We start from the raw sequence: 26,623 nt of genomic DNA, 5'->3' as shown, positions 1-26,623 counted from the left end.
AATCACTCCTTTATATTTGCGGAAACCTCATCACGATCAAGGTCCCTCTCTGTTCGAATGACCAAAGCTTCATTTCTCCATCGTGTTTCTCGGCAATTTGTTTAGCGATGCTCAGACCAAGTCCCGCGTGTTTCGACTCGTCAGAAGTACGAGCCTGTTCTCCTTGGTAAAAAGGAGTGAGGACCGAATCGATATGTGCCTGGCTGATCGGAGGCCCGTCGTTCTGAATGAGCAGGAGGGCACTTCCGTCACGGAATGCTTCCAATTCAGAATGTGCTTCTTGAAAGATCCATTCAGGAAGAAGCGCATCCTTACCGATGACTCCTAAGCCGATCCTGCCGTCTGCCTGTGTATAGCGAAGGGCGTTGCTCATCAAGTTATCCAGATAGCGGATCATATGTTGAGCATTCATGTAACAGAAACCGGTGATATTCATTTCTTTTATTAACGTGACGTGTTGCCTACGGGCAAGCTCGTCATATCCCTCAAACACCATTTCAAAGAACTCTTCTGCATCCACCTTCGTAAGCGGCATTTCGTATTGGTTGGACTGCAGTTTTGCGTAAGTGGTCAAGTCCTCAATCATGCCTTTTAAATGAACGGATTTACGCTTGATAATCTGCATATAATCTTTCCGTTCGCGAGGGGTGAGTGACTCTTCGTTTTCCAATGCTTCCGCATAAGCCTGCAGCGAGGTAAGCGGCGTTTTGATGTCGTGAGAGAAAGAAGCCATCATCAATTGTTTCTCTTCCTGCTCGCGCTTGGTCTCTGCTTGTGCCGATTCGATTTGTGTCTGCATCTTCTCGAAATGATGCATCAACTGACCGATTTCGTCTTTTCTTTTAGTTGGGAAAGAGACGATTTTTTGCTTGGAAGCGAAAGCTGACATACCGAGCATCAATTCGTTCAATGGACGGTTCAACTTTCGTTGTAAAAGCCAAATCATTACGCCGTACACCGTAATGAAAAAAGCAATGAACGCGGTCACGATCCATGTTCTTCTGCTTTCCACGCCACTCACCCATTCGGAACGGTCGAGACTCAGTTCATAGACTCCTATGATCTGTTCGTTTTCGAATACAGGTTTCTTCACGGTAAGAGAATGATAGCTTAAATCGTATTGGTACAAGTTCTCCATCAGTTGAGAGCGGTTGATTTGTTGAATAGACTGCTTGGTTGCTTCAGAAGAATAGATTCTCACCGCATCAGAGCGATAGAGCTCAAGCGACACGCCAGCTTCTGAAACACGGTTCGGAAGCTTCGACTCTAGTTTGGATAATGGCTGCATTTCATATAGTTCCGGATCTTGAAGTCCATCTTCTATCCCTTGGATCTGCTGGGTCAGCTCAAACGTGTCCGCAATCCGTTTTGACCGGTCCCACTCTTGGATTAAGACAAAGAATCCGTAAGCAGCAGCAAGTGGGAGGAGCATGACAACCAAATAGGTGATGATCAACCATGTTCTTACTTTCATTAACCGTTCCCACCGATAAAGCGATAGCCTGTGCCCCAAACGGTTTCGATCCACTTCGGCTGCTTCAACTGTTCTCCGAGTTTATTCCGGAGACTCTTGATGTGGACGTTGACCGTGTTGTTGCCTTCTAAATTCGTTTCTCCCCATACATGTTCGTATAGCTCCGCTTTTGAAAAAGTGCGGAGGGGATGGGTGATGAACAGTTGCAAGAGAGCGAATTCTTTAGACGTCAGCATGACTTCTTTTTCATCTACTGAAACAGTTCGGTGCTCAACGTCGACCACAAGCCCTTCCGTAAACGAGAAAAGCTTTGTCGGCTGCTCGATTCCTTGATAGCGGTGGTATCTCCTGAGGTGCGCCTGGACGCGCGCCGTCAATTCTTCCAAGCTGAATGGTTTTGTCACATAATCATCGGCCCCGAGTCCGAGCCCTTTAATTTTCGAGTCGTCTTCTTGCTTCGCACTGATAATAAGAATCGGAACCTCGCTTTTTAAACGGATGTTTTTGCACAGCTGGAAGCCGTCCATCTCCGGCATCATGAGGTCAACGAGAATGAGATCGAAGGAGGTGGATTGAAAGTCTTCCCAACCTTCTTTACCTGTCGATGCCCACGTGACGTGCATTTCCTGTCTTCTTAAGTGATCTTGAACAATTCGCGCGATTTCTTTGTCATCTTCTACTAGTAAAATGGAAACCATGGTCTGCCCCTTTCACAATTCTTATTGTAGTCGCTTATGTAGGAATGGATGGAAATTTAATAAATCCTTTATAATTATCGGAAGCCCTTCTAAATTTTACAATATCATTGGTGTCTGTGCTTTCTATAGTAGTTTAAGAAATGAATGACACTCATTCAGGAGTTTACAAAATCTGTAGGTTGAGTTAATATATGATTGATTAATCAATCATTCAAAAGGAGAGATTAGATGGCGATTCAGAAATCGGAGGAGAAACGGGAGAAGATTCTTCAAGCCGGTATTAAATTGTTCTCAGAAAACGGGTATTCGAAAGCAACCATCAAAGACATTTCCAAAGAAGCAGGCGTTAGCTTCGGTACGGTGTTTACGTATTTCGAGAACAAAGATACCTTGTTCGAAGCGTCTGTCCTAGAGCCACTTGAAGACATGAAGGCTGTGCTTCTATCACAGGCAGAGGAACAAGACGATGTAGCCGCTCAAATCAAAGAAACGATCAAGTTGCATATGACGTACTTCGCACAGCAAGGGACGTACGCCAGAATGGTACAGTATGTGATTGGGCAACGTGACCGCTTTGCAGATCTATTTAATGAGTTGAATGATTTCACGGAGGAGTTCCAAGAGTCGTTAGAACCGTTGATTCGAAAAGGGCAGGAACAAGGTGTGCTGATTGAATTAGATCCAAATAACGTAGCGATAACATACCTCGCCTACATTAACGGGGTGCGGCTGACGACGATTGACGACATCGATCAGCTTCCGAGCTGGAATATGTTCATGGATCATGCGTATCTGTTGTTTGGACCGAAGCAGTGAAGGAGGAGTCTATGAAATTCCGTGACCTGCATCCGAATTTGAAAATCCGAATGGTGACGCAGTTTGTTTCACAGTTTGCCCATCTAATGGTGATGCCGTTTCTGACGGTTTATTTTGCTCAGAAGGTGGGCGAGACGACGACTGGGCTGATGCTTGTCAGTTTAGTATTCGTCGGTATCGCAGGAGGACTTATTGGTGGTCATTTCTCTGATCAGTGGGGAAGGAAGAAGTTGATGGTTTCCGCTGAGATCGGAACGGGGATCGCTTTTCTCGTGATTGCGGGATTCAATTCCCCTTGGCTCGACCTCCCATACGCGACCTATGCTGTTTTTATTCTGGTCATGTTCGCCGGCGGTGTTCTGACACCCGTTTCCCAGGCGATGGTACTAGATGTCACGACGGAAGACAGCCGCCGCTACGTGTTCACCTTGCTCTATTGGATCACGAACTTGTCATCTGCGATCGCAGGAGTCATCGGTGCGGTCTTGTTTCAACAGTATTTATTCGAACTGTTCATAGCGATCAGTGCCGTATCTTTCCTATCTGCGTTCATTACGCTGTTCTTCATCTTAGAAACCTACACAAAATCCCACCAAGAAAACACTCAACCTGTCTCCATGATCAAAAATTATCAAGTCGTCTTTCTCGACAAGCTGTTTCTTGCCTTCCTTGCAGCGGGCGTCTGCATTTTGTCATTGGAAGAGCAGCTTACCAACTTTATAGCGATTCACCTAGCAGACACAATCGAGTCGGAACCACTTTTTCCATGGGGAGAAGGAGCAGTGATGGTCGATGGTGTCCATATGCTTGGAATTCTGCGCTCAGAGAATACATTGCTCGTCGTCTTCGCAACGGGACTTATTGCATGGGCAGTGAAAAAGTGGAGCGACCGTTTCATATTATGGGTTGGCCTCAGTATCTATTCGATCGGTTATGCCGTATTCACTTGGACGGATCAACCATGGATCCTGATCATTAGTATGGTAGCCGTAACCGTTGGAGAGCTTATGTACATTCCCGTACGCCAAGCTATGCTCGGGAAGCTCGCACCTGATTCGGCAAGAAGCTCTTACTTAGCCGTCCATCAATTCATTTATTACATTGCCATGCTGATCGGTGCTGTAGATATCATGTTGTCTGCTATCATGCCGGCTTGGGCAATGGGGGTGAAGTATTTACTGTTCGGAGGAGCTGGCCTGACGTTATTTCTTTTTGTAAATAAGAGAATGGAAGAAAAGGAAGTGTATCAAGAAACAAAAATGATTGATTAATCAATCAATAAAAGTGGAGAATAAAGATCAAATGTGAAAGTCTTTATTCTCCAACACCACTACCTTTTCAGACTGTTCCTCCGCACCAATCCGTTTCGTCTCCTCCACTAATTCCTGAATCAAGGAGTGACACTTCTGCGTACCTTTCACCAATAATGGAACACCTAACGAATCAATACCTAATCCCCTAGATAGGAGTCCACCGATCGACATCACAAACGGGACGGTGGGGGACGTGTTGGAAAAGATGATTTTCTCCTCGAAGTCACATAGCTCAAATAACAGCAAACACATTTCTTTCAAAGCCGGAACAACGATTTTAGACGAGCGCCTACCAATCGTATAAACAGGATTGTCATCTTCGTCTGTCCCGTGAAAAATAAGCTTGCCGGCGTCCTTCGTAGTTAGTTCATTGAAATAAGGGATCTGAAGAATATCCTCTTTTGATAAAGGGAGGTTAGGGGGCAGTTTATTCAGATGATAGGCTGCTGCAATCGACGTCGTGTGTGTGCCTGCAAAGTCATTGTAGATGTAAATCATAAAGTTCCCTCTCTTCATCCATACTAATACTAGATTGAACGAAGCTTAGTGAACTTATTCGTTGAGGAAAGAGGAGGTGTCAGATGGAGGAGTTTCCGATCATCCATACCAACGTGTGGGATGCAGTCGTGGCAGTGCCTACCATATTGATTCTCACGCAAATCTTGAAGAAAGTGTTTCCTATTCCAAAAGCGGTTGTACCAAGCCTTGCTTCGCTACTGGGATTTATTATTTCCATCTTCTTTGCTCATCGCGACAACTTACCGGCAGGAATCTTCATGGGTGCCTTCTATGGAAATGCGGCTGTAGGAGTGTACGCATCTATAAAGACCTCCTACATTGCCTATAAAAAGAAAAAAGCAAAGAAAGAGCCTGACCCATGATGGGCCAGGCTTTTATAAGGATGGGGAGACATCCTGTGTTAGTTTTCCGTTACTACAAGGTCTTCAATAGAAGATTCTTCCGTAGACTCTTCTTCCGCTTCTGTCGACTCATCTTCATCGTCTGAAGCTTCTTCGTCCGTGTCTACTTCCTCTTCTTCTTTACCTTCTTCCATATCCGCTTCTTCTTTGGACTCGTCGTCTTTAGAATCAGCGTGAAGAACAGCGTTTGGAGCGGCCTGTTCGTGAGCTTGTTCGCTTGCATGCTCACTTGCTTGTGCGTGCTCTTTATTGGAAAGGTCTACAGACGTTTGGTCTTCTGTAGCGTCTTCTTCAGAAGCAGTCTCATCAGATGACTCACCTTCCGTAGATTCTTCCTCGACGTCTACATCCGTTTCTTCTTCTTTCGCTTCTTCGTCAACGTCTACGTCTGTATCATCTTTTTCTTCTTCATCAGCCTCAACAGCATCTTCTTCTTTACCTTCTTCGCTTTCCATTTCTTCGGAATCTTCCTCTGTCGGCTCTTGTCCTTCAGATTGTTCTTCGTCTTTAGAATCAGCGTGAACGGCAGAATTTGCAGCTGCGTTTTGGTGGGCTTTCTCACTTGCGCGTTCGCTTGCCATAGAGTGAGCTTTCTTAGAAAGATCTACCTTTTCTTCTTCAGTAGCTTCCTCTTCCGTAGACTCTTCAGATTCAGTTGATTCATCCATTTCTGGCATTTCAACTTCTTCTACTTTCGGCTCCTCCGCATCACGTGCAGGCTCTTCTTTTTCTACTTCTACCTGTTCTTCTGTCTTGTCTTCTGATTCAGCGTGGACGGCAGAGTTTGGTGCAGCGTTCTTGTGAGCTTGTTCGCTCGCGCGCTCACTTGCCATAGAATGAGACTTCTTGTTCTTCTTCTCTTTCTTAGCTTCTTTCTGCTCCATTTTCACTTCCACATGCTTCTCCGCTTTATTGCCGTGGTTAGAAGCTGCGTCGACAGCTGAACCTCCAGCGAATACTCCTACAGATAGAACACCTGCTGCTACGAATGTTTTCAATACGGATGTTTTCATTTTCATCATTAATTCTCTCCTTTAGTTTTTTAGATTATCGGATTTACTGATCTATAAAAATAAAGAAGAGTGTTTCGGCGGTTGTCCTGGTGGTGCATTCATCCATTGGTTCCGGAACATGATGTAGCGCGAAACCATCACTTCGTCCAAGGACGGCTGCACGTCAGCGTTCGTTGCATGGATGAAACTCCACGTCACGTGTCCGTCAGAAGGCGTCCGGTCCTTTCCGTTCTGCCCGAGTGTCTTGTGCGGAGAAGTCGGGAGCGTTACGCCTTCCTTGATCGGTTGAGATAGAGGGCGTGAGGGGTGCTTCGGAATAGGTGGTGTCCTTTTCGAAACATCCTGCTCTGCTTGCTCATCTTGTACCTTTTTCTCCTTAACAGAAGAGGGTTCCGTTTGTTTAGGGGTTTCTGGTGATGCTGGAATAGGATGAGGCTTCTTTTTCACAACGGGACTTGGGTCTTTCTCTTTATGTACTTTGTCCGCCTGCTTTTTTGGTTGTTTGGACTTTCCTTTGGTTGACGACGTTTTTTTCTTCTTGTTGTCGTGCTTTTTGGACTTAGTATCCTGCTGAGCATGCTCAGGTGGTCCTTGCGTTTGGTTATTCGGTTGCTGTTCAGGAGGACCTTTCCGCTCTTCAGGGGATGCACCGCCGGCATTGGAATGGTCGGGAGCTTTCGATGATTGGTTTGTTCGTTCCGTCTTGTCCGGTTTTCGTTCATGGTCGTTATTGGCTTTGTCTGGAGGTTGGTTTTGTGTTTGTTTTTCTTCTTTCTTTTCCTCGGCATGAGGCGGTGGTCCAGGATCTTTCTTTCCATGACCTGTTGCAGCGGATACGCTTACAGAGGACAGGAAGAAAATGATGAGGAACATCATGAAAGACAACACCTTCGCGTTCATTCGGTTCACCTCCTTCGTTCGTGCATTTTTCACAGAGTTACGAATGCGTATACATTTTTCTGACCGTTTTCCCTAGCTTTCTTCAAAATTCGACTTTAGTAGGATAGATTGGAAAAATGAAGGGGATGCCTGTCCGTTGTCGAATCTTAGAAATAGAGGAGGAAGAAGAATATGTTTAAAGTCGAAGAGAACAAGGCGTTTCGTCCAGTGTTCGATCATGTTGTGAATACATACGACCAGGTCATCGGTAGCGGGGCCGCAACATTGGTCATTCAAGACGATTCAATCGTTTTAGAAGAGTATTTTGGGACGCAATCAAAGAGAGAAGATGCCCGTTCCATTCAGGCAGATACACAATTCCACGTCGCCTCCGTGAGAAAAAGCTATATTGGCTTTGCGGCAGCGTATGCGGTGTACAATGGATATATCGAAAGTATCGATGAGTTCGTCGTCGATCATCTTCCAGAAGAGGACAGAGAGCTGTGGGGCGAAACGACCATCCGTCATTTACTGACCCACACCCACGGACTCACGGATAAGGCGGAAGAACCGATGCGCCTCCATGAACCGGGAAAAGAATGGCGTTATGAGGGAATAGGTCTTAAGGCACTTACTCGTATTATAGAGAAGACGACAGGATCGACCGTATCTGAGATTTTGCATCAACAAGTGTTCGAACCATTACATATGACGCAGTCGGACTGGTATAGAGAGCTCGGACCGACAAACGCTGATGTGATCCTCCGCACACCAGGGGATACGGATTGGCAACCGAGTCAAAGTACGAAAGGCGACGACAAGAATATGTACGTATCGGCGCGTGAGCTTGCGCTATGGGGATACTTGCATCTGAAAGAAGGGCGCATGAACGGGAAACAGATCGTACCTAAGGAACTGATTCAGCTAGCCACCACTCTGCAATCCCCTGAAGAATTGGGAGACAATTTTCCGAGAAACGGATACTTATGGTTCGTTCAGGCACAGCCATCGTCTGCAACTGAAATCGGATCTCAGGTCCCTAAAGGATCTTTTCAAATTCTCGGCTACACTGGAGTGACGCTCCTTGTCATTCCAGAGGAAAATGTCGTAGCTGTAAGGATGTTCAACAGCTTTGGTTCACCAGAGGGGTACGACTATTTAGAAGACGTACGTTCTTTCGGTGATACAGTGATGCAGTGCGTAAAGAAAGGAGATCGACATGCCATATTGTAACGTAAGTCATGCAGAGATCTACTACGAAGATATAGAAGAAGGCAAGCCCATCGTAATGATACACGGATATTCTCCTGATCACCGGCTGATGAAGGGCTGTATGGAACCGGTGTTCAACAATACGGACGGGTGGAGGCGTCTTTACATCGATCTGCCCGGAATGGGAGCCACGAAGAATTATGAGGCTATTAAGGATTCCGATGAAATGCTCAAAGCCGTTATCGAATGGATCGATGCGGTTATTCCAGGTCAGGAATACGTGCTGGTAGGGGAATCATACGGTGGTTACATAGCTCGTGGTTTGATCAAGCATCAACCAGAGCGTGTGAGAGGAGCAGCTTTCATTTGCCCGGTCATTATTCCGGAAGCGGGACACAGGACGGTACCAGAGCACCGTGTCCTACGTGCCGATGAAGCGTTTCTTGCTTCTTTATCATCAGAAGAAGCGGAGTATTTCAGTGGCAGTCTAGTTACGCTCGATAAGAATAGCTGGGATCGTTTCAAAGGAGAAGTGGTGAGCGGGATGTCTGTCGCAGATGAGCACTTTCTTATGAAAGTTAAAGAAAGCTATTCGTTTTCATTTGAAGTGGATCAGACAAATTTTGATAAACCTGCATTGTTTCTGCTCGGTAGACAGGACGATATCGTTGGATACAAGGATGCGCTTGATGTGATGGAAAAGTATCCGAGAGGTACATTCGCCGTACTAGATACGGCGGGACACAATCTCCAAATAGAACAGGCGGAAGTGCTGAACAGTTTAATCGCAGAGTGGATGGAACGGGTTCAACAGGAGCAACGGAATGGGTGAACTCTAATTCCATTTTATGGTATTATTGTACAAATGAAACGAAAGGGTGGAGCGCTTGGACTTTTTGCTTGCAATCGTCATTATTGTAGGAGCAGTCGTCATCGATTTTCTTTGGTTGGACCGTGACCGGAAGCGGTGGGGATGGATGAAGAGCTGGTCGACCTTCCATAAGGTGCTTTTCTTTGCCGGTTTCTTTGTCGTCTCCACGTGCATTTATCTCGGTATGAGTGCAGGGTTCATCTGATGGAACTGTCTGTGAAAAAGATTATTTACGCTGTTCAGCTCATCTTGATTCCTATGGCACTTGTATTAATGCGGGTGATCGAAGAGGTCATCCGCGGCTCTTTAAGCTTTGAGACCATCTCAGAAATATTCCCCGTTCTGATCATTTACTTCTTCGTTTCAAATATCGCGTGGTTCTTCATGGAGGAAAAGTTGTCTGTGGCTATTGCCAAAGATAAAGAGAAAATGAACAGACAAAGCTGAGAGGCGGGATCGTATGTATCAATATTTTCATGGATTCATCATTCGCGAAGGGACAGATGGAGTACCGGCTGAGCATGTGCATGATCTTTTTAAGAATGCAGGCTGGACTGGTGAAATTCCGGAGTGGCAAAAAGAAAAGTACACCCTCATGTTTCAGCATTCAACTTGGGCATTTACCGTATGGAAAGAGGAGCAGATGATCGGCATGGTTCGGGTGATATCGGACAGGGTGATGGCTGCAACCATCATGGATTTGATCGTCCATTCTGATTTCCGGGGAAAAGGCATCGGTCAGAAGCTGATCGCTCTATGTGTACAGAAACTACCGCACGGGGATTGGTTTGCCAACACAGCGGCAGATCGTTTCAGCTTTTATGAGCAGTGCGGCTTCGAAGTGAATGACCTTACCGATAATGGGACGTGTGTCTATCACGGGTATATTCAAGCGGGGAAAGAGGGGCATCGTCCCTAACTATCGACATAAATAGATCCAAGAAGAAGCAGTTGTAGCTTTTTGATGACAACTGTCTTTTTTTTATTTCCCCGGAAATAGTTTCTGTCGACAAGTGGAAATGACTGTATAATACAGGGAGAGGAGGTGCGAAATGTGGAAATATTGACGTTCGAGCAAGTCGAGAAAAGGAACCGGGATTCTATTGTTATTCCCCGCTTCGATTTGAAGGTACAGCCTGGGGAAATAATCGCTATTCAATCGAACTTGGAAGTCAGAGAGAGGTTGCTCGGGATGCTACTCGGTCAGGAGCGGCTGACACATGGAAGCATTCAGGTGTTGGGAGAAGCACTTACCTCGAGGAACGGTCACATTGGATTCGTCTTTTCTAAGGAAGGGTTCTATGAGAGATTGACGGTAAAGGATCATCTTAAATTCTTCAAACGTCTCCACGGGTCTATTAAATCAGTGGAGGAAGTCGCAGAACATGTGAAGCTCTCTTCTGTCTTACATAACAAAGTGAAGCATATCTCTTACTCAATGAAGAAGCGGTTGGCTTTAGCCAGGTTGTATAACCAGTCTCCCAAACTGATCGTCATGGAGGAGCCGGATCAAAATGTCGACGTGGAAACGAAACAGTTGATGGTTTCGTTTCTGGAGGCAGCTAAAGAAGAAGGAGCTGCGGTGGTCCTTTTCACGAACCACGTGGAGAGTGCTCTGTCGTTTACTGATCTTGTCTACCAAGTGAAAGACCATGGCATTGAGCAAGTACACCAAGCACAAGAGTCTTCTCATACTCCGATCAAACTAAATAAGATTACTGCCAAACTGGAAGATAAGCTTGTTCTGTTTGACCCAGCCGAGATTGATTACTTTGAGAGTCAGCAAGGTCAGGTGCTGTTATATGGGGGTGGCGAATCGTATCCTTGCCCGTTGACTCTGACGGAGTTGGAAGCACGTCTCACCTCGTTCGGATTCTTCCGTTGCCATCGATCCTATCTTGTCAATCTACAACGAGTGCGAGAGATCGTGACGTGGTCGAAAAATAGTTACAGCTTGAATTTATCTGACCTAACGAAGAGCCAGATTCCCCTTTCCAAGAATAAACTGAGCGATTTGAAGGGGATTTTGAACCTTTCCTGACTCCATTCAACGCTTTTTACCCTCCTCTCATCGGGAAACAGCGGCGCAGCCCGATTGAATCCGATACGCTTGATGGGAAGAAACGACAGGAGGGAAAACGATGATCCGTTTAGAAAAGGTGTATAAATCGTTTGATGGTAAAGCGGCGTTGGATGGGTTGGAGTTTCAGGTAGATAAAGGAGAGATCTTCGGATTTTTAGGGCCGAGTGGATCGGGGAAGACGACGACAATCAAGATGCTGACAGGACAGCTGAAGCCGGATAGAGGGCACGTCGAAGTATTTGGTCAAGACGTGAGTAACGTAACCCGTCCGGATCTACTTCAGCGAATCGGCATCATGACGGATAATAGCAATTTGTATCCAAGACTCACAGTACTAGACAACTTGAACCTTTATAGAAGCTTGTATCGGGTGCCGATACGCAGAGTGAAAGAAGTATTGGAGATCGTTAACTTAGAAGGAGTAGAGAAGAAAAAAACCGCTACGCTCTCTAAAGGAATGAAGCAGCGCGTTCTGCTTGCAAGAGCGCTGTTACACGAACCCGACTTATTATTTCTGGACGAACCGACGGCTGCGCTCGACCCGATCAATAAAGAACGCATCCATGAAGGGTTGAGGCAGTTGAAAGCGAACGGCACGACGATTTTCTTGACGACACACGATATGCAAGAAGCGGAAACGCTATGCGATCGTGTAGCACTTCTGAACGGAGGGCGGATTGTAGAAGAAGGCGCCCCTGTATCGCTTTGCCAACGCTTCTCCGATCCAATCATTACGATCGAACTGAAAGGTGGCCAGGTCGTGACGTTCGAGAACGCACGCGAAAGTGCCAAAGCGATTCACGACTACATGGTGAATGACCAAATTGTATCTATTCATACAGATGAGCCGACGCTCGGGCAAGTCTTCATTCAAGTGACAGGGAGGAACCTAGCATGATCACATCGATTCAGCGGATTTACGCCATTTTCACAAAAGATTTCAAAGACTTAACGAAGAACCTGTACGTATCGACGACATTCCTGCTTCCGCTTTTCTATGCTTTCATGCTTGGAAGAGGAAGTGGGATGGATTCGGCCTATTTCCTTCCTTTGATGGTGAATATGACATTCGCGACGGTCGGCACGTATATCCAATCTGCGATTATTGCGGAGGAAAAGGAGAACGGCACGTTAAGAGGGCTGATGCTGTCGCCCGCTACAACGCTTGAAATACTGACAGGCAAAAGCGTACTATCTGTACTTTGCAGCGTCGTCGTTTTCGTGGTCAGTTTGGAATTTTTCGATGGACCGATGACGATCCCTTCTGCAGCATGGATCGGCTTTATTATCATGACGATTTTTTACATCACGCTAGGTACTCTGGTTGGATTATTGTCTAAATCGTTAATGGAGTCCTCTATCTTCATCTTACCGGTTATCTTCATATTAGGAATGGGAACGATGTTTCGCGATCTGATGGATGAATATGCCTGGTTCAAGGTAGTTGAATGGATGCCGAACTATCAGTTTGAGCAGCTATTTCAAGCATCTGATACGAGCACGATCGTCGCAGCTATTGGGTGGATGATCGGTTGGACGGCTCTTGTGGTGGTTGTGACGTTATGGTTGTATCAAAAGCGTTCGTTTGATGAGTAACTTGAGGCGGCTCTCTGCCTTTTTTCATAGAATGTAGTGGCAAAAGGGAAGAGAAGAGTTCTCTATCTGCCTTTTTGAAACGTGAGAGAGCTGGAAATGTCCGTGAGTGGCTTGTTCTCTGCCCTTTGCGACGTAATGCATTGGGAAAAGGGAAGAGAGAGGCGTTCTAGGTGACATTTTGAAAGCCAATTCTATAAAAAAGGGAAGATAAAACGCTCGGAATCTAGGATTCCGAGCGTTTTCCTATGCTTATTTAGCTGTTGTGTTCAACGTCACTTCGATGTTGCCGCGTGTTGCATTGGAGTAAGGGCAGACTTGGTGCGCTTTGTGTGTGAGTTCTTCTGCTTCTTCCTGGGAAACGCCTTGGATCTCGACGTCGAGTTGAACAGCGAGTCCGAAACCGTGGCCTTCTTTGCCGATGCTGACATTTGCAGAAATGACAGATTCAATCGATTTCTTCGCTTGGGAGGCTACGAGTTGAAGGGCACTGTCGAAGCAGGCAGAATAGCCGGCTGCGAATAGCTGTTCCGGGTTGGTTGCGCCCTCTTTTTCCTGACCGCCTAGAGATTTCGGCATCGACAGTTCGAAGTCGATCGTGCCGTCACTGGATGTTACCGTCCCTTGGCGTCCTCCTTGAGCGGTTGCTTTCGCAGTGTACAATGCTTTTTCCATTATGATTCATCTCCCTTTATTAATTTTGTATAATTTAATTGTGCACAATCTAATTTACAACAACCTGATTAAGATGTCAAAGCAAAACGCTTTGGTAGTGAGTTGTTGTGATCGATAGAAAGTTTGGGTACACTTGGAATAGAAGGAGAGATCGGGATGGCTGAAGAGCATTTGAAGTTAGAAAATCAGATTTGTTTTTCCATATATGCAGCGGCGCGTGAGATGACGAAATTGTACAAACCGCTGTTAGAAAAATTAGATGTGACCTATCCGCAATACTTGGTTCTTCTCGTATTGTGGGAGGAGGAATCGATTACGGTGAAAGAGATGGGGCAGAGGCTCTACCTTGATTCCGGAACACTTACCCCGATGTTGAAACGGATGGAGACGGCCGGATTGTTGTATCGCCATCGTTCTCCAAAAGACGAGCGGAGCGTCATCATTTCCCTGACCGACCAAGGCAAAGAAGCGGAGAAAGAGGCTTCCACGATCCCGTTTCAGCTGGTGGAGCAGCTCGGGATGGAGGAAGAGGAACTGGTACAATTTAAGGCTTCTCTAGGGAAGACGCTGGAACGTGTTCATCAAAAGAATCAAGAATGATAAAAAAGTCGTCCATATATGGACGACTTTTTTTAAAATCTATTTACTTAATGCCTGCAACGCAAGGTTGATATCCTCATCAAAATCAAGGGCATCCATTAGAACGAGCCCTTCCACCATCACTAAAGCAAGAGCGTCCATTTTCTCTTTCGACTCTTCCTTTTGTACAAGTAGCACTTCTCTATAGAAAGCTTTGAAACTTGCGGCAATTTTCCTTGCTGCCGAGTAATATGGCTCTTCCTTTTTAGAGGCTTCTGCCATCAGCTCAAGCCAAAGTCTCAAGTAAGGCTTTACTGCTGGTTCCTTCAACATTTTTCCTAAGTGAGGAACCAATACGTTCAAGGGAAGGGGCTCGGTTTGATTTGCCTTTAATAGATCAATCAGGTCCTGTGTAATCGCTTGAAGGACTTCTGTCATCAGGTCTTCTTTATCTTGGAAATAATGAAGCAGCATTCTATCGCTTGTCCCAGAAGCCTTGGCAAGGTTGCGGAGGCTTGCTTTGGTTAAGCCGTTTTCGAGAATATAGTGCTTCATGCTTTCGATATGTGCTTGCTTTTTCATTTCACCTTTTTTCATAATCATCTTCCTCGTTGTCTTTTTGTGTAGTATATGCTACATTTTATTTATGTAGCAACCGCTACATAAATTGGGAGAGGCGGTGGGATCCGTGGAGATGAGACAAGCGGATGTAAGAAAGAATCAAGTAACCGGAGCAGGAAGGTTTCCTTTCACCAAGAAGCAGACAGGGTTATTGACGATGTTGGGACTTGGGTTTTGGTTTTTAGGCGCCATGACGGTCAAGTTCGGAGCTCAAGTCGGATTGTTCGGTCCGGTCGCAAGCATCTTTGCCTTCGCATTAGGGATCGCGGTCGCTTGGGTTGGTGTGAAGTTCATGATTTCCTTTTGTAAATTGGAGATAGAACAGATTGTACCGGGGGTTGCTTTCGGTCTTGGAGTAGCGACCTTCAGCGACGGCATTGCGATTACTTGGTTTACGCCTTTGTATGGAAACCAGTGGGAAGATGTCGGATTAGGAGCGGCTTGGATCTTATGGGGTGCCTTCACCTTTTTGGCAGCTGCTTTCCTGGAGGCTTATAAAAGAGCATAATGCACCATCGTCAAAGTGACTCTAATTCAAAGAGTCACTTTTTTTATGATTGGAATTTGTTGTGAAAAGGAATAGTAAGGAGTAAAAGAATAGAAAAGGGGATAACCATGGGAAAATTAGTCACGGCCATCATTGCCTATATCATCGTACTAACTGTTAATGCTCTTGCTAATATCCTGCCGTTGAACGGTCAGACGACGGGGGAAATATCGAATAAAATAAATGTTCTCTTTACTCCTGCAGCGTACGTCTTCAGTATTTGGGGATTGATTTACTTGCTGCTCGGAATATGGATTGTCCGTCAGATTCCGAAGTCCCGGCGGAATAAGATGGTGTACAGGAATACCCGGACATTGTTCGTCATCAGCTGTCTCTTGAACAGCTTGTGGATTTTCATGTGGCACTACGAGTTCTTTGCGGTATCAGTTCTCGTCATGCTTGGTTTACTAGGGACGTTGATCCGTCTATACGTCCAGTTGAAAGAGTGGGATGCCTCGTTCTTTGACCGGCTGCCTTTCTCTGTCTACCTTGGCTGGATCAGTGTCGCGACCATTGCGAACATCAGTTATTTTCTTACCTATATCGAATGGAACGGCTGGGGAATCTCGGCCAGCGTATGGACCATGCTTCTTATTGGGGTAGCTACGGTCCTAGCGCTTATCGTATTGTTCAACGAGCACGACCGAATTTATCCGCTCGTATTCATTTGGGCCTTCATCGGCATCGGTGTGCGCAATGCGGATCAAGGGGTTGCGGCAGTTGTTGCGGTGGCGTATGTTGCTGCTGCCCTCATAACGGTGTTTGTCATCATCCGGTTGTTCAAAAGGAAGAAACGCTATATTTTCAGTTCCTAACAGAAGGAAGCACATCTTCCTTCTCGAATAAAAAAAGAAAGAGGTGATCGCATGAAACAGCTGCTGATTCCATTCTTTCTTTTTTTATTGATAGGGTGCCAATCCGAACCTACAGAGCCAGAGGGGAAGTGGCGGTAATGTTGGCTGAGAAAGATAACGGTAGCTATGAGCTATTTGAACGGTAACGATGCATCGAAAGAGGGGGGGAATCAGTGATGATGAAGCCAGTGATCTTGGTCATTGAAGACGAAGAAAAGATCGCACGTGTCTTGGAGTTGGAATTGCAGTTTGAAGGCTATGAGGTAGTGAAGGCGGCTGATGGATTCGAAGGGTTAGAAAAGTTCAGGAGCCGCGCATGGGACCTCGTGCTGCTTGATGTCATGCTTCCAGGTATGAACGGAGTGGACGTCCTTCGCAGAATCCGTTCTGGAGACGAGGACACGAAAGTGATCATGCTGACGGCGAAAGATGCCCTGGATGATAAAGTGACGACGCTTGATCTTGGAGCGAACGATTATATTACGAAGCCGTTCCAGATGGAGGAGTTGTTGGCTCGGATACGGGCAGCACTTCGACTGACGCGACCGAAAGACGAGGCTGTCCTCCGGGTCGCGGATTTGAAAGTGGATGAAGGAACGCATGAAGTGTTCCGCGGGGACGAGCCGATTTCTTTGACGGCGACAGAGTTCAATCTGCTCGTTACGTTCATGAAAAATGAGCGCCACGTCTTGGAGCGTCAGCAATTGCTCGATTTAGTGTGGGGTTATGATTATTACGGGGATTCGAACATTGTCGATGTCTATGTCCGATATTTGCGTAACAAAATCGATAAAGGCTATGATCCTACGCTGATCCACACGGTTCGTGGCGTCGGCTACGTGTTGAAGGATCCGCGATGAAACTATCGAATAGAATCCACGTCTATACGACTGTATTAGTGATTTTACTGCTGGTTTTGATTGATACAGCTGTTTATGTTTCTTTTCAGCGGTCTATTATTCAATCAGAGGTAGAGCAGACGAAAGAAGAAGCGCGGCAGGCACTCGAAGGAGTTGCGGCTGAGCAGGGCGGGTTTCCGGTTCAGGATCTACTGCGCGCTTACGTGCCGCCAGGAGGCATGATCGAGATTGTGCTTCAGAGCGGAGAAGAAGCTGCGACCGTGACTGGTGGAAGTCTGCCTGAACTTGCAGAAGAACCTTCAACATACTTGGAAGGGGAAGTGGCGGAAGTGACGCGGATTGATGGAACACCGTATGCTTTCGTAGCTCTACCTGTCGTCTGGTCAGATGGCGAAGTGGCTTCGTTGCAGTTGACGGAGACGATGGCTTCTGAGGCGAGCACGCTTCAACTGCTCCGGTTCGTCCTGATGATTGTGACGTTGATCGCTATCATCCCGCTGTTTGTTTCTGCTCGTCTGCTAGGAAAGGTGATCACAAACCCGATTACCTCTCTCATCCAGACGATGGAGGAGATCAGAGGTAGCGGGCAATTCCGCCGGATTGAAGCAGATGGAGCGTCTAATGATGAATTGGAGCAGATGAAAGAGACGTTTAACCGGATGATCGATCAACTGGAGCTGAATTACAGGCGACAGGAACAGTTCATCTCGAATGCGTCGCACGAATTGAAGACCCCTCTCACCATTATTGAATCGTATTCGAACCTCCTCAAAAGGCGCGGATTACAGGACGCTTCCCTATTTGACGAATCGATCGAGGCAATCCACTCGGAGGCCCTGCGCATGAAGGATCTGACCCAACAACTCTTACTCTTAGCAAGACAGGAGGAACATTGGGATACAAAAGTCAGTCAGCATGCTTTATCCGATTTGCTCTCAAGCGTAGTGACGGCTTTTGAAAAAGCGTATCAACGGGAAGTGGTGCTTGAGGTGAAGCAGGATGGTCTGATCGAAACCGATGCTGACAAGTTGAAGCAGCTGCTCTATATTTTCATGGATAATGCAAGAAAATACAGCGATGGGGCGATTCAGCTCGTTGCGGGAGTAGAAGAACGACAGTGGCGGATGGAGATTATTGATGAAGGAATCGGCATCCCTGCTTCGAAGCGTCCTCATGTGTTTGAACGCTTTTATCAAGTCTCGGAATCTCGGACGAGCAGTGAGGGTGGCTTTGGTTTGGGACTCGCCCTTGCGGAAGACCTTGCTGCTGTCTTAGGCGGCACCATCGACCTTCAAAGTGTCGAAGGGGAAGGGACGAGCGTGACGGTGACATTTGCGCGTTCTCAGTGAATTTTCATAATTAGGCGTTATACTCATCGTGAGGTGAAGATAGATGAACGGAAAAATAGTGATCGGCGCTGGTGCTATAGTGTTGGCAGTCCTTGTTTTATGGCAAGGCTGGTCGTTATGGGTAGGTCCATCTGCTGTGACGGCAGATCAAGTGAAAGAACAAGTTCAGAGTCAATACAATGGAGAAGTGCTGGGTATGGAGGAGACAGATGACTATTATTTGATTTCTCTCCAATTGGATACTGGGGATTATGCCATCGAGGTGTCGAAAGAAAGTGGCGAGATTGTTCGGATGACGCGACAATCGACCCAGGAAGAGAACTCTGATTCCTCTACCGAAGAACCGTCTGGCCAGCCGATTACAGAACAGGAAGCGGCTGAGATCGCCCTAGGAGAAGTAGAGGGTGAACTGGAGGATGTCGATTATGAATCTTCTGGTGAAGCTCCTGCATTCTTAGTGGAGATCGAGCGCGGCGATGGTCGGGAAGCGACAGTTCAAGTCCACGCCATAACCGGTGAAGTGTTATCAATCAGTTGGGACGATTGATCATTCTCATCAAACTCTCATTTTCTTCTTCCTTGTTTTTCATCTGAGGCGGTTAAGCTGTAATTAGAACAAACAGAAGGAGGAAGCAATGATGAAGAAAAAGTGGATCATAGGTGGAATTGTCGGTGTCGTCTTGCTGGGAGGCGCATTCGGAGTCAGTGCGATGACCGGGGACAGCAGCTTCAGCGAAAAGGATGTATCGATTTCTCAGAAAGAAGCGGAGAAGATTGCAACGGAGGAAGTCGGGGAGCTGACGATTCAGGAAGTGGATAAAGACTTTGAGGACAACGTAGAAGTGTATGAAATAGAAGGAAAAGAAGCGGAAGTCGAAGTGGACGCAAACACTGGAGAAGTCTTGAAAGTCGAGCGTGAGGGCGAAGGCGATGAGATGAAACCGGAAAATGTCGAAGTGTCCAAAGAGCAAGCCGAAAAAATCGCTAAAGAACAAGTGAAAGCTGAGATCGTGAAGGTTGAGCTCGAAGGCGAAGGGTATTATGAGATCGAAATGAATGATGGTCAGAAAGAATACGACCTGAAAATCGATGCCACTACGGGAGAGGTTTTGGAGAAAAAAGAAGATAAGGACGATGATTAATGAATAGCCTTGGCCGCGACGTGATCGCGACCAAGGTTTTTTTCTATGCAAAGCAGACTGGAAGGGAATCCAATCCACGCAGTAAAAATACTCTCCTCCAGGCCGGGGGAGTGGTGGACGTATCCATGCCTAAGTTAGGAAATGCATCGAGCAGCTTCTCAAGAGCGATCTTACCTTCCAAGCGGGCAAGTGGTGCACCTAGGCAGAAGTGGATTCCGAACCCGAACGCCACGTGGGCATTGCGTTCTCTTTCCACGTTAAACGCTTCCGGTCGGTCGAACTTCTCTTCGTCCCGGTTGGCGGAACTGATCGACGCCATCACGAAATCACCGCGGCGGATCGTTGTACCATGGAAATCCATATCCTCACCTGCCCAACGAGCGGTGGAGAAATCGACGGGACTATAGTATCGCAGTCCTTCCTCGATCGCTCCTGGAATCAAGGAATGATCCGCCTTCACTTTTTCCAATTGTTCAGGGTGTTCGAAGAGAGCATACATTGTGTTACCAATGAGGTTGACGGTCGTTTCGTGTCCGGCGATGATCAGCAGGACGACCATCGAGTACAGTTCATTTCTACTCAGTTTATCTCCGTCTTCTTGTGTTTGGATCAACTGAGAGACTAAGTCGTCTTCCGGCTGGTTACTCCTTTTTTCAAAGAGTTCGGTTAAGTATTGGGTGAAGGCTTGGACGTCTTCGAGAAAGTCTCCCTCTTCCTGTTCGGACGCGGCGACGATCGTATTCGACCATTTGCGGAACTTGTCACGATCTTCGACTGGAATACCGAGCAGTTCACTGATGACGATGATCGGAAGCGGGAAGGCGTAATCGTCAATCAGGTCAAAGGAGCCTTCTTTTGTTTTCATTTCTTCTATTAATTCGTCTGCTATTTGTTCGATTCGTGGTGCGAGCTGTTTGATTGTCTTAGGGTTGAAAGAAGGTTGGACGAGCTTTCTCAGTCTTGTATGATCGGGTGGATCGACGTCGAGCATCATGTTTCCGAATATATTCGGTTCTCCTTCGTCCTTGTCTCTGGCGGAAGTGGAAAACAGCTTGTCCTGGTCTTTGATGAAGCTTTGGGATTTCAGTAATTCCTTCACATGATCGTACTTCATCACAATCCATGACGTGTGACCTTGATTCTCTTGCAGGGCAAAGATCGGGTTTTCCTGACGCTGAGTTTGATAGAACGGGTAAGCCCCCACTTTGAAGTTGGAGGAAAAAAGTTGTTCGTGGTCCATCTCGAATTAGTCCCCTTTCTATTTTTTTCCTGTATGTGAAGTATAAACGGAAGTTGGAAAGCTTGTCATGTAATAGCAATCGTGATAAAGTATAAAACACAAATAGTAATGATTACTATTTAATGTGTGTACTGATCTAAATCTCACAAGTTATGAATGATAGATAAATGGATAAAGAAAGGAGAGAAACGGATTGGCGAAAAAGTCTAAAATCGCAAAAGAACACAAGCGCCAGAAGATGGTCGCGAAGTATGCAGACGTAAGGAAAGAGCTGAAAGAGAAAGGCGATTACCAGGCACTACGCAATCTGCCGAGAGATTCATCCCCGACGCGTTTGAATGGACGATGTGAAGTGACGGGACGTCCGCGAGGTTACATGAGAAAGTTCAAAATGTCTCGTATTGCGTTTCGTGACTATGCGCACAAAGGCCAAGTGCCTGGTGTGAAAAAAGCTAGTTGGTAAACGGAGAAGCCGGAGCAATGTGCTCTGGCTTTTTAATTTTTTATTATAAAAAGTAATGATTACTATTTACAATGCGTAACGGTTACGATATTATAATTTAGGACAAAGGAAAGGAGCGGACAAGAAATGAAACATGTACTTAAACTATCTTTATTGATCTTATCTATATTTATCATAACGGCTTGCAGCAGCGAGACCTCATCCGAGAGTTCGGAGAAGAACGCAAAGGATGAAAAGGTGAAAATATTCACGACAGTATATCCACTTCAGTATTTTGCTGAGCAGATTGCGGGAGATGAAGCAGAGGTGACATCGATTCTTCCACCAGGATCCGATCCTCACACTTTTGAGCCGACGACGAAGGAAATGATTGAAATCGCAGAAGCGGACCTATTTATCTATAACGGCGCCGGACTGGAAGCGTACGCGGAGAAAATCGCAGATTCGGTAGAGTCAGAGGATGTACGTATTGTAGAAGCTTCTCAAGGAATCGATTTGAAAGAGCATGTTCATGAGGGGGAAGCGTCTCGCGAAGAGGAGCATGCGCATGAGGAGGAAGGTTCTCATGAAGACGAACACGCTCATGAAGAAGATGCTCACGACGAAGGAAGCACTCATGAAGAAGAAGGACATGAAGGGCACAACCACGGCGACCAGGATCCACACGTCTGGTTGGATCCGACGCTCGCAGCGGAATTGGCACAGAATGTGAAAGATCAACTGGTCGAGGTAGATCCAGAGAATGAAAGCTTGTATCAGCAAAACTTTGAAGACTTAGAGAAACGTTTGCAAGAGCTGGATCAGACGTTCCATCAGGAAATCGAGGATCTGCCGAAGAATGAAATCATCGTATCGCACGCTGCCTACGGTTATTGGGAGCAAGCGTATGGACTGGAACAAATCGCAGTTTCGGGATTGAGTCCGACGAGCGAACCGTCCCAACAGGAGCTTGAGCAGATTATCGAAGTGGCGAATGAACATGGATTGAATCATGTGTTATTTGAACAGAATGTAACGCCGAAGATTGCAGAGGTTGTAAGAAAAGAGATGGATGCGGAAGCTCTAAGGATCCACAACCTTTCTGTATTGACGGAGGAAGACGTTCAGAATGAGGAAGACTACTTCAGCTTGATGGAAGGGAATATAGAAGTGTTGAAAACGGCGCTTTCGGATGCGGAATAGGTCATAGACAAAGGGACAATCGATAGGGATTGTCCCTTTGTCATAGTGTTTTGTCGGTTCTTTTTAGAATAGATAGTCGGTGTTGGAGAAATGGTTCGCTTTCCACGGGCGTCCGTTAAGCCTCCTCGCTCCCTTCGGTCGCTGTGGGGTCTCAACCTGGACTACTATCCCGTAGGAGTCTACCCATTTCTCCAACACCTTTGCTAAAGTAAGCATGAACCTCTTGTAATAGTTGCTGGAAATAGACTCCTGTACAGGGACCGTCTAACACGGCGTCCTGTTGTTTTTTTGACTTTTATTCAAGGATGTTCCAAAATGAACTTGGATAAAGAGGTGAAACGATGTCAGATAAAATGAATAACGTTCGTTGGTTCAGTATGGCTTTGAAGGCTCTGATTGTACTTGCAGAAAATGAAAGTCGTTGTCCGAGTGGTAAGCTTGCAGAAAAGCTTGAGTCCCAGTCCGTCTACCTGCGCAAAATCTTGACGCACTTAGTGAAAGCCGACATCATCGGTGCTAAAGAAGGTCGCGACGGGGGCTATGCGTTGAATAAGAAGCCGGACGAGATCAAGCTGTCGGAAGTGTATGCGGCCATCAGTGCCGAAACCGTTGCGAGGGATCACTTTGAGACAGAAGGGAAGCACTGCTTTTCTGGAACGTCGCGACAGTCCCTTTGTGACTTGCAGAATGAAATGGAATTGTGGATTGTAGAAGGGCTGCGCACGAAGTCCCTTGCTGATTTAATCGAATCTTAAGACGAAGCGGTATCCGTTTCGTTTTTTTTATATAAGTAACTGTAGTTGACAAAAGAACAGTTAAGTCTCTATACTGTATTTGTGAAAGATACAGTTAAAAGGAGTGATTACTCATGTCTAATAAATCTATGACAAAAGAAGAATATCTTAATAAAGTGAAAGAAATCGATACTACGAAAGAAGCGCCGAAAGTTCTTGAGGATACGGATTTCCTAACGGTAGCGAATGAACGTCGCTCTGTGCGCCAGTACGACCCGGAATTCAAGATCGACCGTTCTGAAATCGAGGAACTGCTGCAGACGGCAACGCTTGCGCCGTCTTCCTCTAACCTGCAGTCTTGGCGTTTCCTCGTGATCGATGAGCAGGAAGAGAAAGAACGCCTGCTTCCGATTGCGAACAATCAACAACAAATCGTCGATGCTTCAGCAGTCATCGCGGTATTGGGAGATAAGGAAGCGTTCAAGAAAGCAGACGAAATCTACTCTCAAATCGCTGAAAAAGGGAACATGCCAGAAGATATCAAAGATATGTATGTGAACAGTATTTTCGATAACTACGGCAATTTTCCTGAAGAGCGTCTTGCGAAAATCGCCCACATCGACGGCGGGATCGTCGCGATGCAGCTGATGCTTGCGGCGAAAGCGAAAGGATATGACACAGTACCGATGGGCGGCTACGATGAAGCGCAGTTCCTAGAAGCGTTTAATGTACCGGAACAATATACTTCCGTTATGTTGATGTCTCTAGGCAAAGGAACGAAAGCCGGTTTCCAAAAAACGCGTCTTCCGTTAGAAGATGTCGTGCAGTGGAACCGTTACGAATAAAAGTTGTGAAGACCACCCTTGGATGGGTGGTCTTTATTTGTAGGAAGGTATCCTTAAGTACACCGGGTTTCTGTAAAGTGCCTTCTTGTGCCATTCATCAGAACTACTTATAGTGAAGATAATAGAGAAAAGGAAGGGGATCGAAACAATGGAAACAAAATTCTTTCAAGAACCCGCTACGTATGTCGATTCTGTTGAATTGAATGTTACAGATTTGGAGAAATCGCTCCATTTTTATAAAAACGTCTTAGGGTTACAGGTGATGGAGCAGTCCGACCGTCATGCTGCTTTGACAGCTGATGGCAGGCACCCTCTCGTCGTAATCCACCAACCGGCCCGAGTGACTGTTAAAGAAAAACAGGCGACGGGACTTTATCATTTCGCTATTCTGGTACCGGAAAGAAAGGATCTCGCACGGTTGATTCATCATCTTGCCGAGCAGAAGATTCCTCTCGGAGGCGCGGATCACCTTGTCAGTGAAGCGATTTATTTTAGCGACCCGGATGGAAATGGCATCGAAGTGTATCATGATCGATCATCAGAGGAGTGGGCATGGAACGGCAGCGAAGTAGCGATGGCGACGGACCCGCTGGACACAGATGGGTTGCTCGATTTGGTGAAGGAGTCTTGGAATGGTTTTCCGGAAGAGACCCGGATGGGGCATATCCACTTGCATGCGAGAGAATTGAAGGGAACGCTCGCGTATTACACGGAAGGATTAGGGCTTGATATCGCCAACCATTCCTACCCGCAAGCTGCGTTCTTATCGACCGAAGGCTATCATCACCATGTAGCGTTGAATACGTGGAAAGGGGTTGGCGCACCTTCGCCATCACTGCACAGTGCGGGATTACGCCACTTCACGCTAGTGTACCCTGGAGACCTGGAACGGGAAGCGGCGTTACAGCGACTAGAGAAAATGGGCCACCCATCAGAGAAACAGGATGACGCCGTTTATGTAACGGACCCGTCAGGCAATTCCATCAAGCTTGTTATATAAGGAAGAAAAGGGGTCTGCAGATGTGGGCTCCTTTTTATTTGAAAACGTTTACAATTCTGTCACAAAGTGCCCCGTTATTCACCGGAAACGGTGATATAATAAAAGTGTAAAGAAGATAAACAACTTAGGTGGCTCAACCATCGCGAGAGTTCGTTTCCGAACGAACGAAGGACCTGGTCGACAAAGGAACACAGCCTGTGAAAAGGGAAAGAAAGCCTTGAAAGGGTCAGGTGCTGGAGAAGATCTACAAAGTGTCTGTGGATAGCGATGCCTCCTGGAAATGTCTGTTGCGCGTAGACAAAATAGGACTTAACCAATGAAGCGCGAAGAAGGAAACGGATTCTAATGAGAATTGTCCTCCCCGAGAAAGTCAGTAACCAAGAATGTAGAGAATCCTGGATGATTCTTACATGGTTGGGTCACCTAAGTTGTTTAAGACTTCCCCTGCATGGTGGTGCAGGGGATTTTTTTGTAAAGGTCCCTACTTTTATTCCTCTCCAAACAACACATGGTCTAGTGAAAACAAGCGACTGCCGCTAAGTAGAAGCGCGACCGACATGGCGAACAATGCAAGGTCCAATTCATAGCCTGCGCCTTGCCCATTACCAAGCAGTCCAGCTGGCAGCTTAACGGTGAAAATAGCACCGATCATGACAATCGCAAACAGTGCGGAAAGAATTTTGGTACCTAGTCCGATAATCAATAGCGCACCTCCAACCATCTCGAGAGATCCTACCACATAGGCGAGCATTCCAGATAGTCCGATGCTCTCAAACCAAGCGGCCGTATTCGAAATTCCTCCCATATATTTGGATAGCCCGTGGAAAAAGAAAATGATTCCGAGGATGACCCTTACGATTAACAAACTGATTTCCTGTCTCATAGTCCAGTTCAACTCCTTGATTTGATAGTACGGTTTTTATACTATTACAAGTACAAAGACTAAGTAAGACGGCACTTTAAAGTGACCAGGTTTACTAAAAGATACCCTTAGGAGGAGACGGCATATGACAATACCATGCAAAGCGAACGAAGTGCTCGAGCTGCTCACAGGGAAGTGGAAGCACATCATTCTGTTCCACTTGATGGAGCACGAAACACTCCGGTTCAGCGAACTCCGTCGTTTGATACCAGACATCACGAAGAAAATGTTGACGGCGCACTTACGGGAATTCGAATCCCACCGCATCATCAGTCGGACCATCTATCCTTCCGTTCCTCCGAAAGTCGAGTATGCTGTAACAGACTACGGCAAGGAGCTCCTGCCGATCATGAAAATGCTGGACGGCTGGGCCAGCAGCATATGGAGAACTTGGAAGAATGGGAAAAGGAACAGCCTTCGTCGGAGAGTATATAAATGGGGAACTCACTGATGTAGTGGGTTTTTTTGTGTGAAAGAAGTCTATCTGTCGTTTTGGTTAGGAGTTTCTTCGGAAATGTCAGATAGGGCGGTTCTCTTTGACGTTTTGGACAGGAGGTTCTTCTGAAAAGGGAGAGAAGAGGGGTCTAGTTGCCTTTTTGGATAAAGGATGCGATTAAGTCCTTATAATTGTGTAAAAAGAATAAGCCATCATCATTCCGACCACAATGTTTTTACCGCTAAAAACTTGTGCAGGAGGAATAATGATGACTCACTTTCAGTTTAACCTAAATATGGATG

The 26,623-nt window shown here is 46.3% G+C and carries 33 protein-coding genes; 24 read left to right on the top strand and 9 right to left on the bottom strand.

Annotated elements, in window-relative coordinates; genetic code table 11:
* Positions 1–10: 10 nt before the first annotated feature.
* Together E4663_RS16485 and E4663_RS16480 are read right to left on the bottom strand one after the other, a co-directional pair.
* On the bottom strand, positions 11–1,474 hold the full coding sequence (locus tag E4663_RS16485; protein ID WP_158290525.1) for a sensor histidine kinase: 1,464 nt from the start codon (positions 1,472–1,474) through the stop codon (positions 11–13).
* A complete protein-coding gene (locus E4663_RS16480) occupies positions 1,474–2,172 on the bottom strand; it encodes a response regulator transcription factor (protein WP_135328439.1) in 699 nt (232 codons plus the stop codon). The genes E4663_RS16485 and E4663_RS16480 overlap by 1 nt, the downstream gene beginning before the upstream one ends.
* A 228-nt stretch (positions 2,173–2,400) precedes the next feature.
* Between E4663_RS16480 and E4663_RS16475 the strand changes: the two genes are divergently transcribed.
* On the top strand, positions 2,401–2,988 hold the full coding sequence (locus E4663_RS16475) for a TetR/AcrR family transcriptional regulator (protein WP_079478585.1): 588 nt from the start codon (positions 2,401–2,403) through the stop codon (positions 2,986–2,988).
* 11 nt (positions 2,989–2,999) lie between these two features.
* Entirely contained in the window at positions 3,000–4,259 is a 1,260-nt protein-coding gene (locus E4663_RS16470) for an MFS transporter (RefSeq protein WP_135328438.1), read from the top strand.
* 27 nt (positions 4,260–4,286) lie between these two features.
* Here E4663_RS16470 and E4663_RS16465 read toward each other — a convergent pair whose 3' ends face one another.
* The gene (locus E4663_RS16465; RefSeq protein ID WP_135328437.1) at positions 4,287–4,799 is read right to left on the bottom strand and encodes a DUF3189 family protein; all 513 of its coding nucleotides are present in this window, start codon (positions 4,797–4,799) and stop codon (positions 4,287–4,289) included.
* An 83-nt stretch (positions 4,800–4,882) separates the two neighbouring features.
* On the opposite strand from E4663_RS16465, the gene E4663_RS16460 reads away from it, so the two are divergent.
* Positions 4,883–5,182, top strand: coding sequence for a hypothetical protein (locus E4663_RS16460; protein ID WP_135328436.1), 300 nt, complete (start codon positions 4,883–4,885; stop codon positions 5,180–5,182).
* A gap of 38 nt (positions 5,183–5,220) precedes the next feature.
* On the opposite strand, the gene E4663_RS16455 is transcribed toward E4663_RS16460, so the two are convergent.
* Positions 5,221–6,243, bottom strand: a complete 1,023-nt coding sequence (locus tag E4663_RS16455) for a hypothetical protein (RefSeq protein ID WP_135328435.1) — start codon at positions 6,241–6,243, stop codon at positions 5,221–5,223.
* Positions 6,244–6,285: 42 nt separating this feature from the next.
* A complete protein-coding gene (locus E4663_RS16450) occupies positions 6,286–7,134 on the bottom strand; it encodes a PspC-like choline-binding domain-containing protein (protein ID WP_135328434.1) in 849 nt (282 codons plus the stop codon).
* 171 nt (positions 7,135–7,305) lie between these two features.
* Between E4663_RS16450 and E4663_RS16445 the strand changes: the two genes are divergently transcribed.
* The 8 genes from E4663_RS16445 to E4663_RS16410 all read left to right on the top strand — a co-directional run bounded on the left by E4663_RS16445 (position 7,306) and on the right by E4663_RS16410 (position 12,875).
* Positions 7,306–8,346: a serine hydrolase domain-containing protein gene (locus E4663_RS16445; RefSeq protein WP_135328433.1), complete on the top strand. Its 1,041-nt coding sequence runs from the start codon at positions 7,306–7,308 to the stop codon at positions 8,344–8,346.
* Complete coding sequence (locus E4663_RS16440) at positions 8,333–9,157, top strand: alpha/beta fold hydrolase (protein WP_135328432.1); 825 nt, start codon at positions 8,333–8,335, stop codon at positions 9,155–9,157. The genes E4663_RS16445 and E4663_RS16440 overlap by 14 nt, the downstream gene beginning before the upstream one ends.
* Before the next feature lie 55 nt (positions 9,158–9,212).
* Entirely contained in the window at positions 9,213–9,401 is a 189-nt protein-coding gene (locus E4663_RS16435; RefSeq protein WP_135328431.1) for a hypothetical protein, read from the top strand.
* An 11-nt stretch (positions 9,402–9,412) separates the two neighbouring features.
* On the top strand, positions 9,413–9,643 hold the full coding sequence (locus tag E4663_RS16430; RefSeq protein ID WP_139376848.1) for a hypothetical protein: 231 nt from the start codon (positions 9,413–9,415) through the stop codon (positions 9,641–9,643).
* 13 nt (positions 9,644–9,656) lie between these two features.
* Positions 9,657–10,115, top strand: coding sequence for a GNAT family N-acetyltransferase (locus tag E4663_RS16425; protein ID WP_135328429.1), 459 nt, complete (start codon positions 9,657–9,659; stop codon positions 10,113–10,115).
* A 135-nt stretch (positions 10,116–10,250) separates the two neighbouring features.
* The gene (locus tag E4663_RS16420; protein WP_135328428.1) at positions 10,251–11,237 is read left to right on the top strand and encodes a LytTR family transcriptional regulator DNA-binding domain-containing protein; all 987 of its coding nucleotides are present in this window, start codon (positions 10,251–10,253) and stop codon (positions 11,235–11,237) included.
* Positions 11,238–11,337: 100 nt separating this feature from the next.
* Positions 11,338–12,177, top strand: coding sequence for an ABC transporter ATP-binding protein (locus E4663_RS16415; RefSeq protein ID WP_135328427.1), 840 nt, complete (start codon positions 11,338–11,340; stop codon positions 12,175–12,177).
* Positions 12,174–12,875, top strand: coding sequence for an ABC transporter permease (locus tag E4663_RS16410; RefSeq protein WP_135328426.1), 702 nt, complete (start codon positions 12,174–12,176; stop codon positions 12,873–12,875). Before E4663_RS16415 ends, E4663_RS16410 begins: the two co-directional genes overlap by 4 nt.
* 249 nt (positions 12,876–13,124) lie before the next feature.
* On the opposite strand, the gene E4663_RS16405 is transcribed toward E4663_RS16410, so the two are convergent.
* A complete protein-coding gene (locus E4663_RS16405) occupies positions 13,125–13,547 on the bottom strand; it encodes an organic hydroperoxide resistance protein (RefSeq protein WP_135328425.1) in 423 nt (140 codons plus the stop codon).
* Between the two features lie 156 nt (positions 13,548–13,703).
* On the opposite strand from E4663_RS16405, the gene E4663_RS16400 reads away from it, so the two are divergent.
* Positions 13,704–14,147, top strand: coding sequence for a MarR family winged helix-turn-helix transcriptional regulator (locus E4663_RS16400; RefSeq protein ID WP_135328424.1), 444 nt, complete (start codon positions 13,704–13,706; stop codon positions 14,145–14,147).
* Between the two features lie 39 nt (positions 14,148–14,186).
* On the opposite strand, the gene E4663_RS16395 is transcribed toward E4663_RS16400, so the two are convergent.
* Positions 14,187–14,708, bottom strand: a complete 522-nt coding sequence (locus E4663_RS16395) for a TetR/AcrR family transcriptional regulator (protein WP_206663497.1) — start codon at positions 14,706–14,708, stop codon at positions 14,187–14,189.
* Positions 14,709–14,820: 112 nt separating this feature from the next.
* Between E4663_RS16395 and E4663_RS16390 the strand changes: the two genes are divergently transcribed.
* The 6 genes from E4663_RS16390 to E4663_RS16365 all read left to right on the top strand — a co-directional run bounded on the left by E4663_RS16390 (position 14,821) and on the right by E4663_RS16365 (position 19,499).
* Positions 14,821–15,255, top strand: coding sequence for a hypothetical protein (locus E4663_RS16390; RefSeq protein ID WP_135328422.1), 435 nt, complete (start codon positions 14,821–14,823; stop codon positions 15,253–15,255).
* 107 nt (positions 15,256–15,362) lie between these two features.
* Positions 15,363–16,109, top strand: coding sequence for a TspO/MBR family protein (locus E4663_RS16385; protein ID WP_135328421.1), 747 nt, complete (start codon positions 15,363–15,365; stop codon positions 16,107–16,109).
* A 215-nt stretch (positions 16,110–16,324) separates the two neighbouring features.
* Positions 16,325–17,008 carry a response regulator transcription factor gene (locus tag E4663_RS16380; protein ID WP_193554862.1) on the top strand — a complete coding sequence of 228 codons (684 nt, stop codon included), beginning with the start codon at positions 16,325–16,327 and terminating at the stop codon, positions 17,006–17,008.
* Positions 17,005–18,357, top strand: a complete 1,353-nt coding sequence (locus tag E4663_RS16375) for a sensor histidine kinase (RefSeq protein WP_135328420.1) — start codon at positions 17,005–17,007, stop codon at positions 18,355–18,357. The genes E4663_RS16380 and E4663_RS16375 overlap by 4 nt, the downstream gene beginning before the upstream one ends.
* A 43-nt stretch (positions 18,358–18,400) precedes the next feature.
* Positions 18,401–18,904, top strand: coding sequence for a PepSY domain-containing protein (locus tag E4663_RS16370; protein WP_135328419.1), 504 nt, complete (start codon positions 18,401–18,403; stop codon positions 18,902–18,904).
* Positions 18,905–18,995: 91 nt separating this feature from the next.
* Positions 18,996–19,499, top strand: coding sequence for a PepSY domain-containing protein (locus E4663_RS16365; protein WP_158290523.1), 504 nt, complete (start codon positions 18,996–18,998; stop codon positions 19,497–19,499).
* A 43-nt stretch (positions 19,500–19,542) separates the two neighbouring features.
* Here E4663_RS16365 and E4663_RS16360 read toward each other — a convergent pair whose 3' ends face one another.
* Positions 19,543–20,739 (bottom strand): cytochrome P450 family protein, encoded by a 1,197-nt coding sequence (locus E4663_RS16360; RefSeq protein ID WP_135328417.1) that lies wholly within the window; start codon positions 20,737–20,739, stop codon positions 19,543–19,545.
* A gap of 193 nt (positions 20,740–20,932) precedes the next feature.
* Here E4663_RS16360 and rpsN point away from each other — a divergent pair, with 193 nt between their 5' ends.
* From rpsN to E4663_RS16335, 5 genes are all read left to right on the top strand, one after another.
* The gene (gene rpsN, locus E4663_RS16355) at positions 20,933–21,202 is read left to right on the top strand and encodes a 30S ribosomal protein S14 (protein WP_135328416.1); all 270 of its coding nucleotides are present in this window, start codon (positions 20,933–20,935) and stop codon (positions 21,200–21,202) included.
* Positions 21,203–21,328: 126 nt separating this feature from the next.
* Entirely contained in the window at positions 21,329–22,384 is a 1,056-nt protein-coding gene (locus E4663_RS16350) for a metal ABC transporter solute-binding protein, Zn/Mn family (RefSeq protein WP_135328415.1), read from the top strand.
* Positions 22,385–22,725: 341 nt separating this feature from the next.
* Positions 22,726–23,139, top strand: a complete 414-nt coding sequence (locus E4663_RS16345; protein ID WP_135328414.1) for an RrF2 family transcriptional regulator — start codon at positions 22,726–22,728, stop codon at positions 23,137–23,139.
* Positions 23,140–23,252: 113 nt separating this feature from the next.
* Positions 23,253–23,963 (top strand): nitroreductase family protein, encoded by a 711-nt coding sequence (locus tag E4663_RS16340; RefSeq protein ID WP_135328413.1) that lies wholly within the window; start codon positions 23,253–23,255, stop codon positions 23,961–23,963.
* 148 nt (positions 23,964–24,111) lie between these two features.
* Positions 24,112–24,963 carry a VOC family protein gene (locus E4663_RS16335; protein WP_135328412.1) on the top strand — a complete coding sequence of 284 codons (852 nt, stop codon included), beginning with the start codon at positions 24,112–24,114 and terminating at the stop codon, positions 24,961–24,963.
* A gap of 487 nt (positions 24,964–25,450) precedes the next feature.
* On the opposite strand, the gene E4663_RS16330 is transcribed toward E4663_RS16335, so the two are convergent.
* A complete protein-coding gene (locus E4663_RS16330) occupies positions 25,451–25,846 on the bottom strand; it encodes a DoxX family protein (RefSeq protein ID WP_135328411.1) in 396 nt (131 codons plus the stop codon).
* A gap of 124 nt (positions 25,847–25,970) precedes the next feature.
* On the opposite strand from E4663_RS16330, the gene E4663_RS16325 reads away from it, so the two are divergent.
* Positions 25,971–26,336: a winged helix-turn-helix transcriptional regulator gene (locus E4663_RS16325; protein WP_135328410.1), complete on the top strand. Its 366-nt coding sequence runs from the start codon at positions 25,971–25,973 to the stop codon at positions 26,334–26,336.
* Positions 26,337–26,623 lie beyond the last annotated feature (287 nt).

The organism is Halobacillus salinus, assembly GCF_004684905.1.
GTDB lineage: Bacteria > Bacillota > Bacilli > Bacillales > Halobacillaceae > Halobacillus > Halobacillus salinus.
This window is presented reverse-complemented; position numbering and strand designations above follow the sequence as displayed.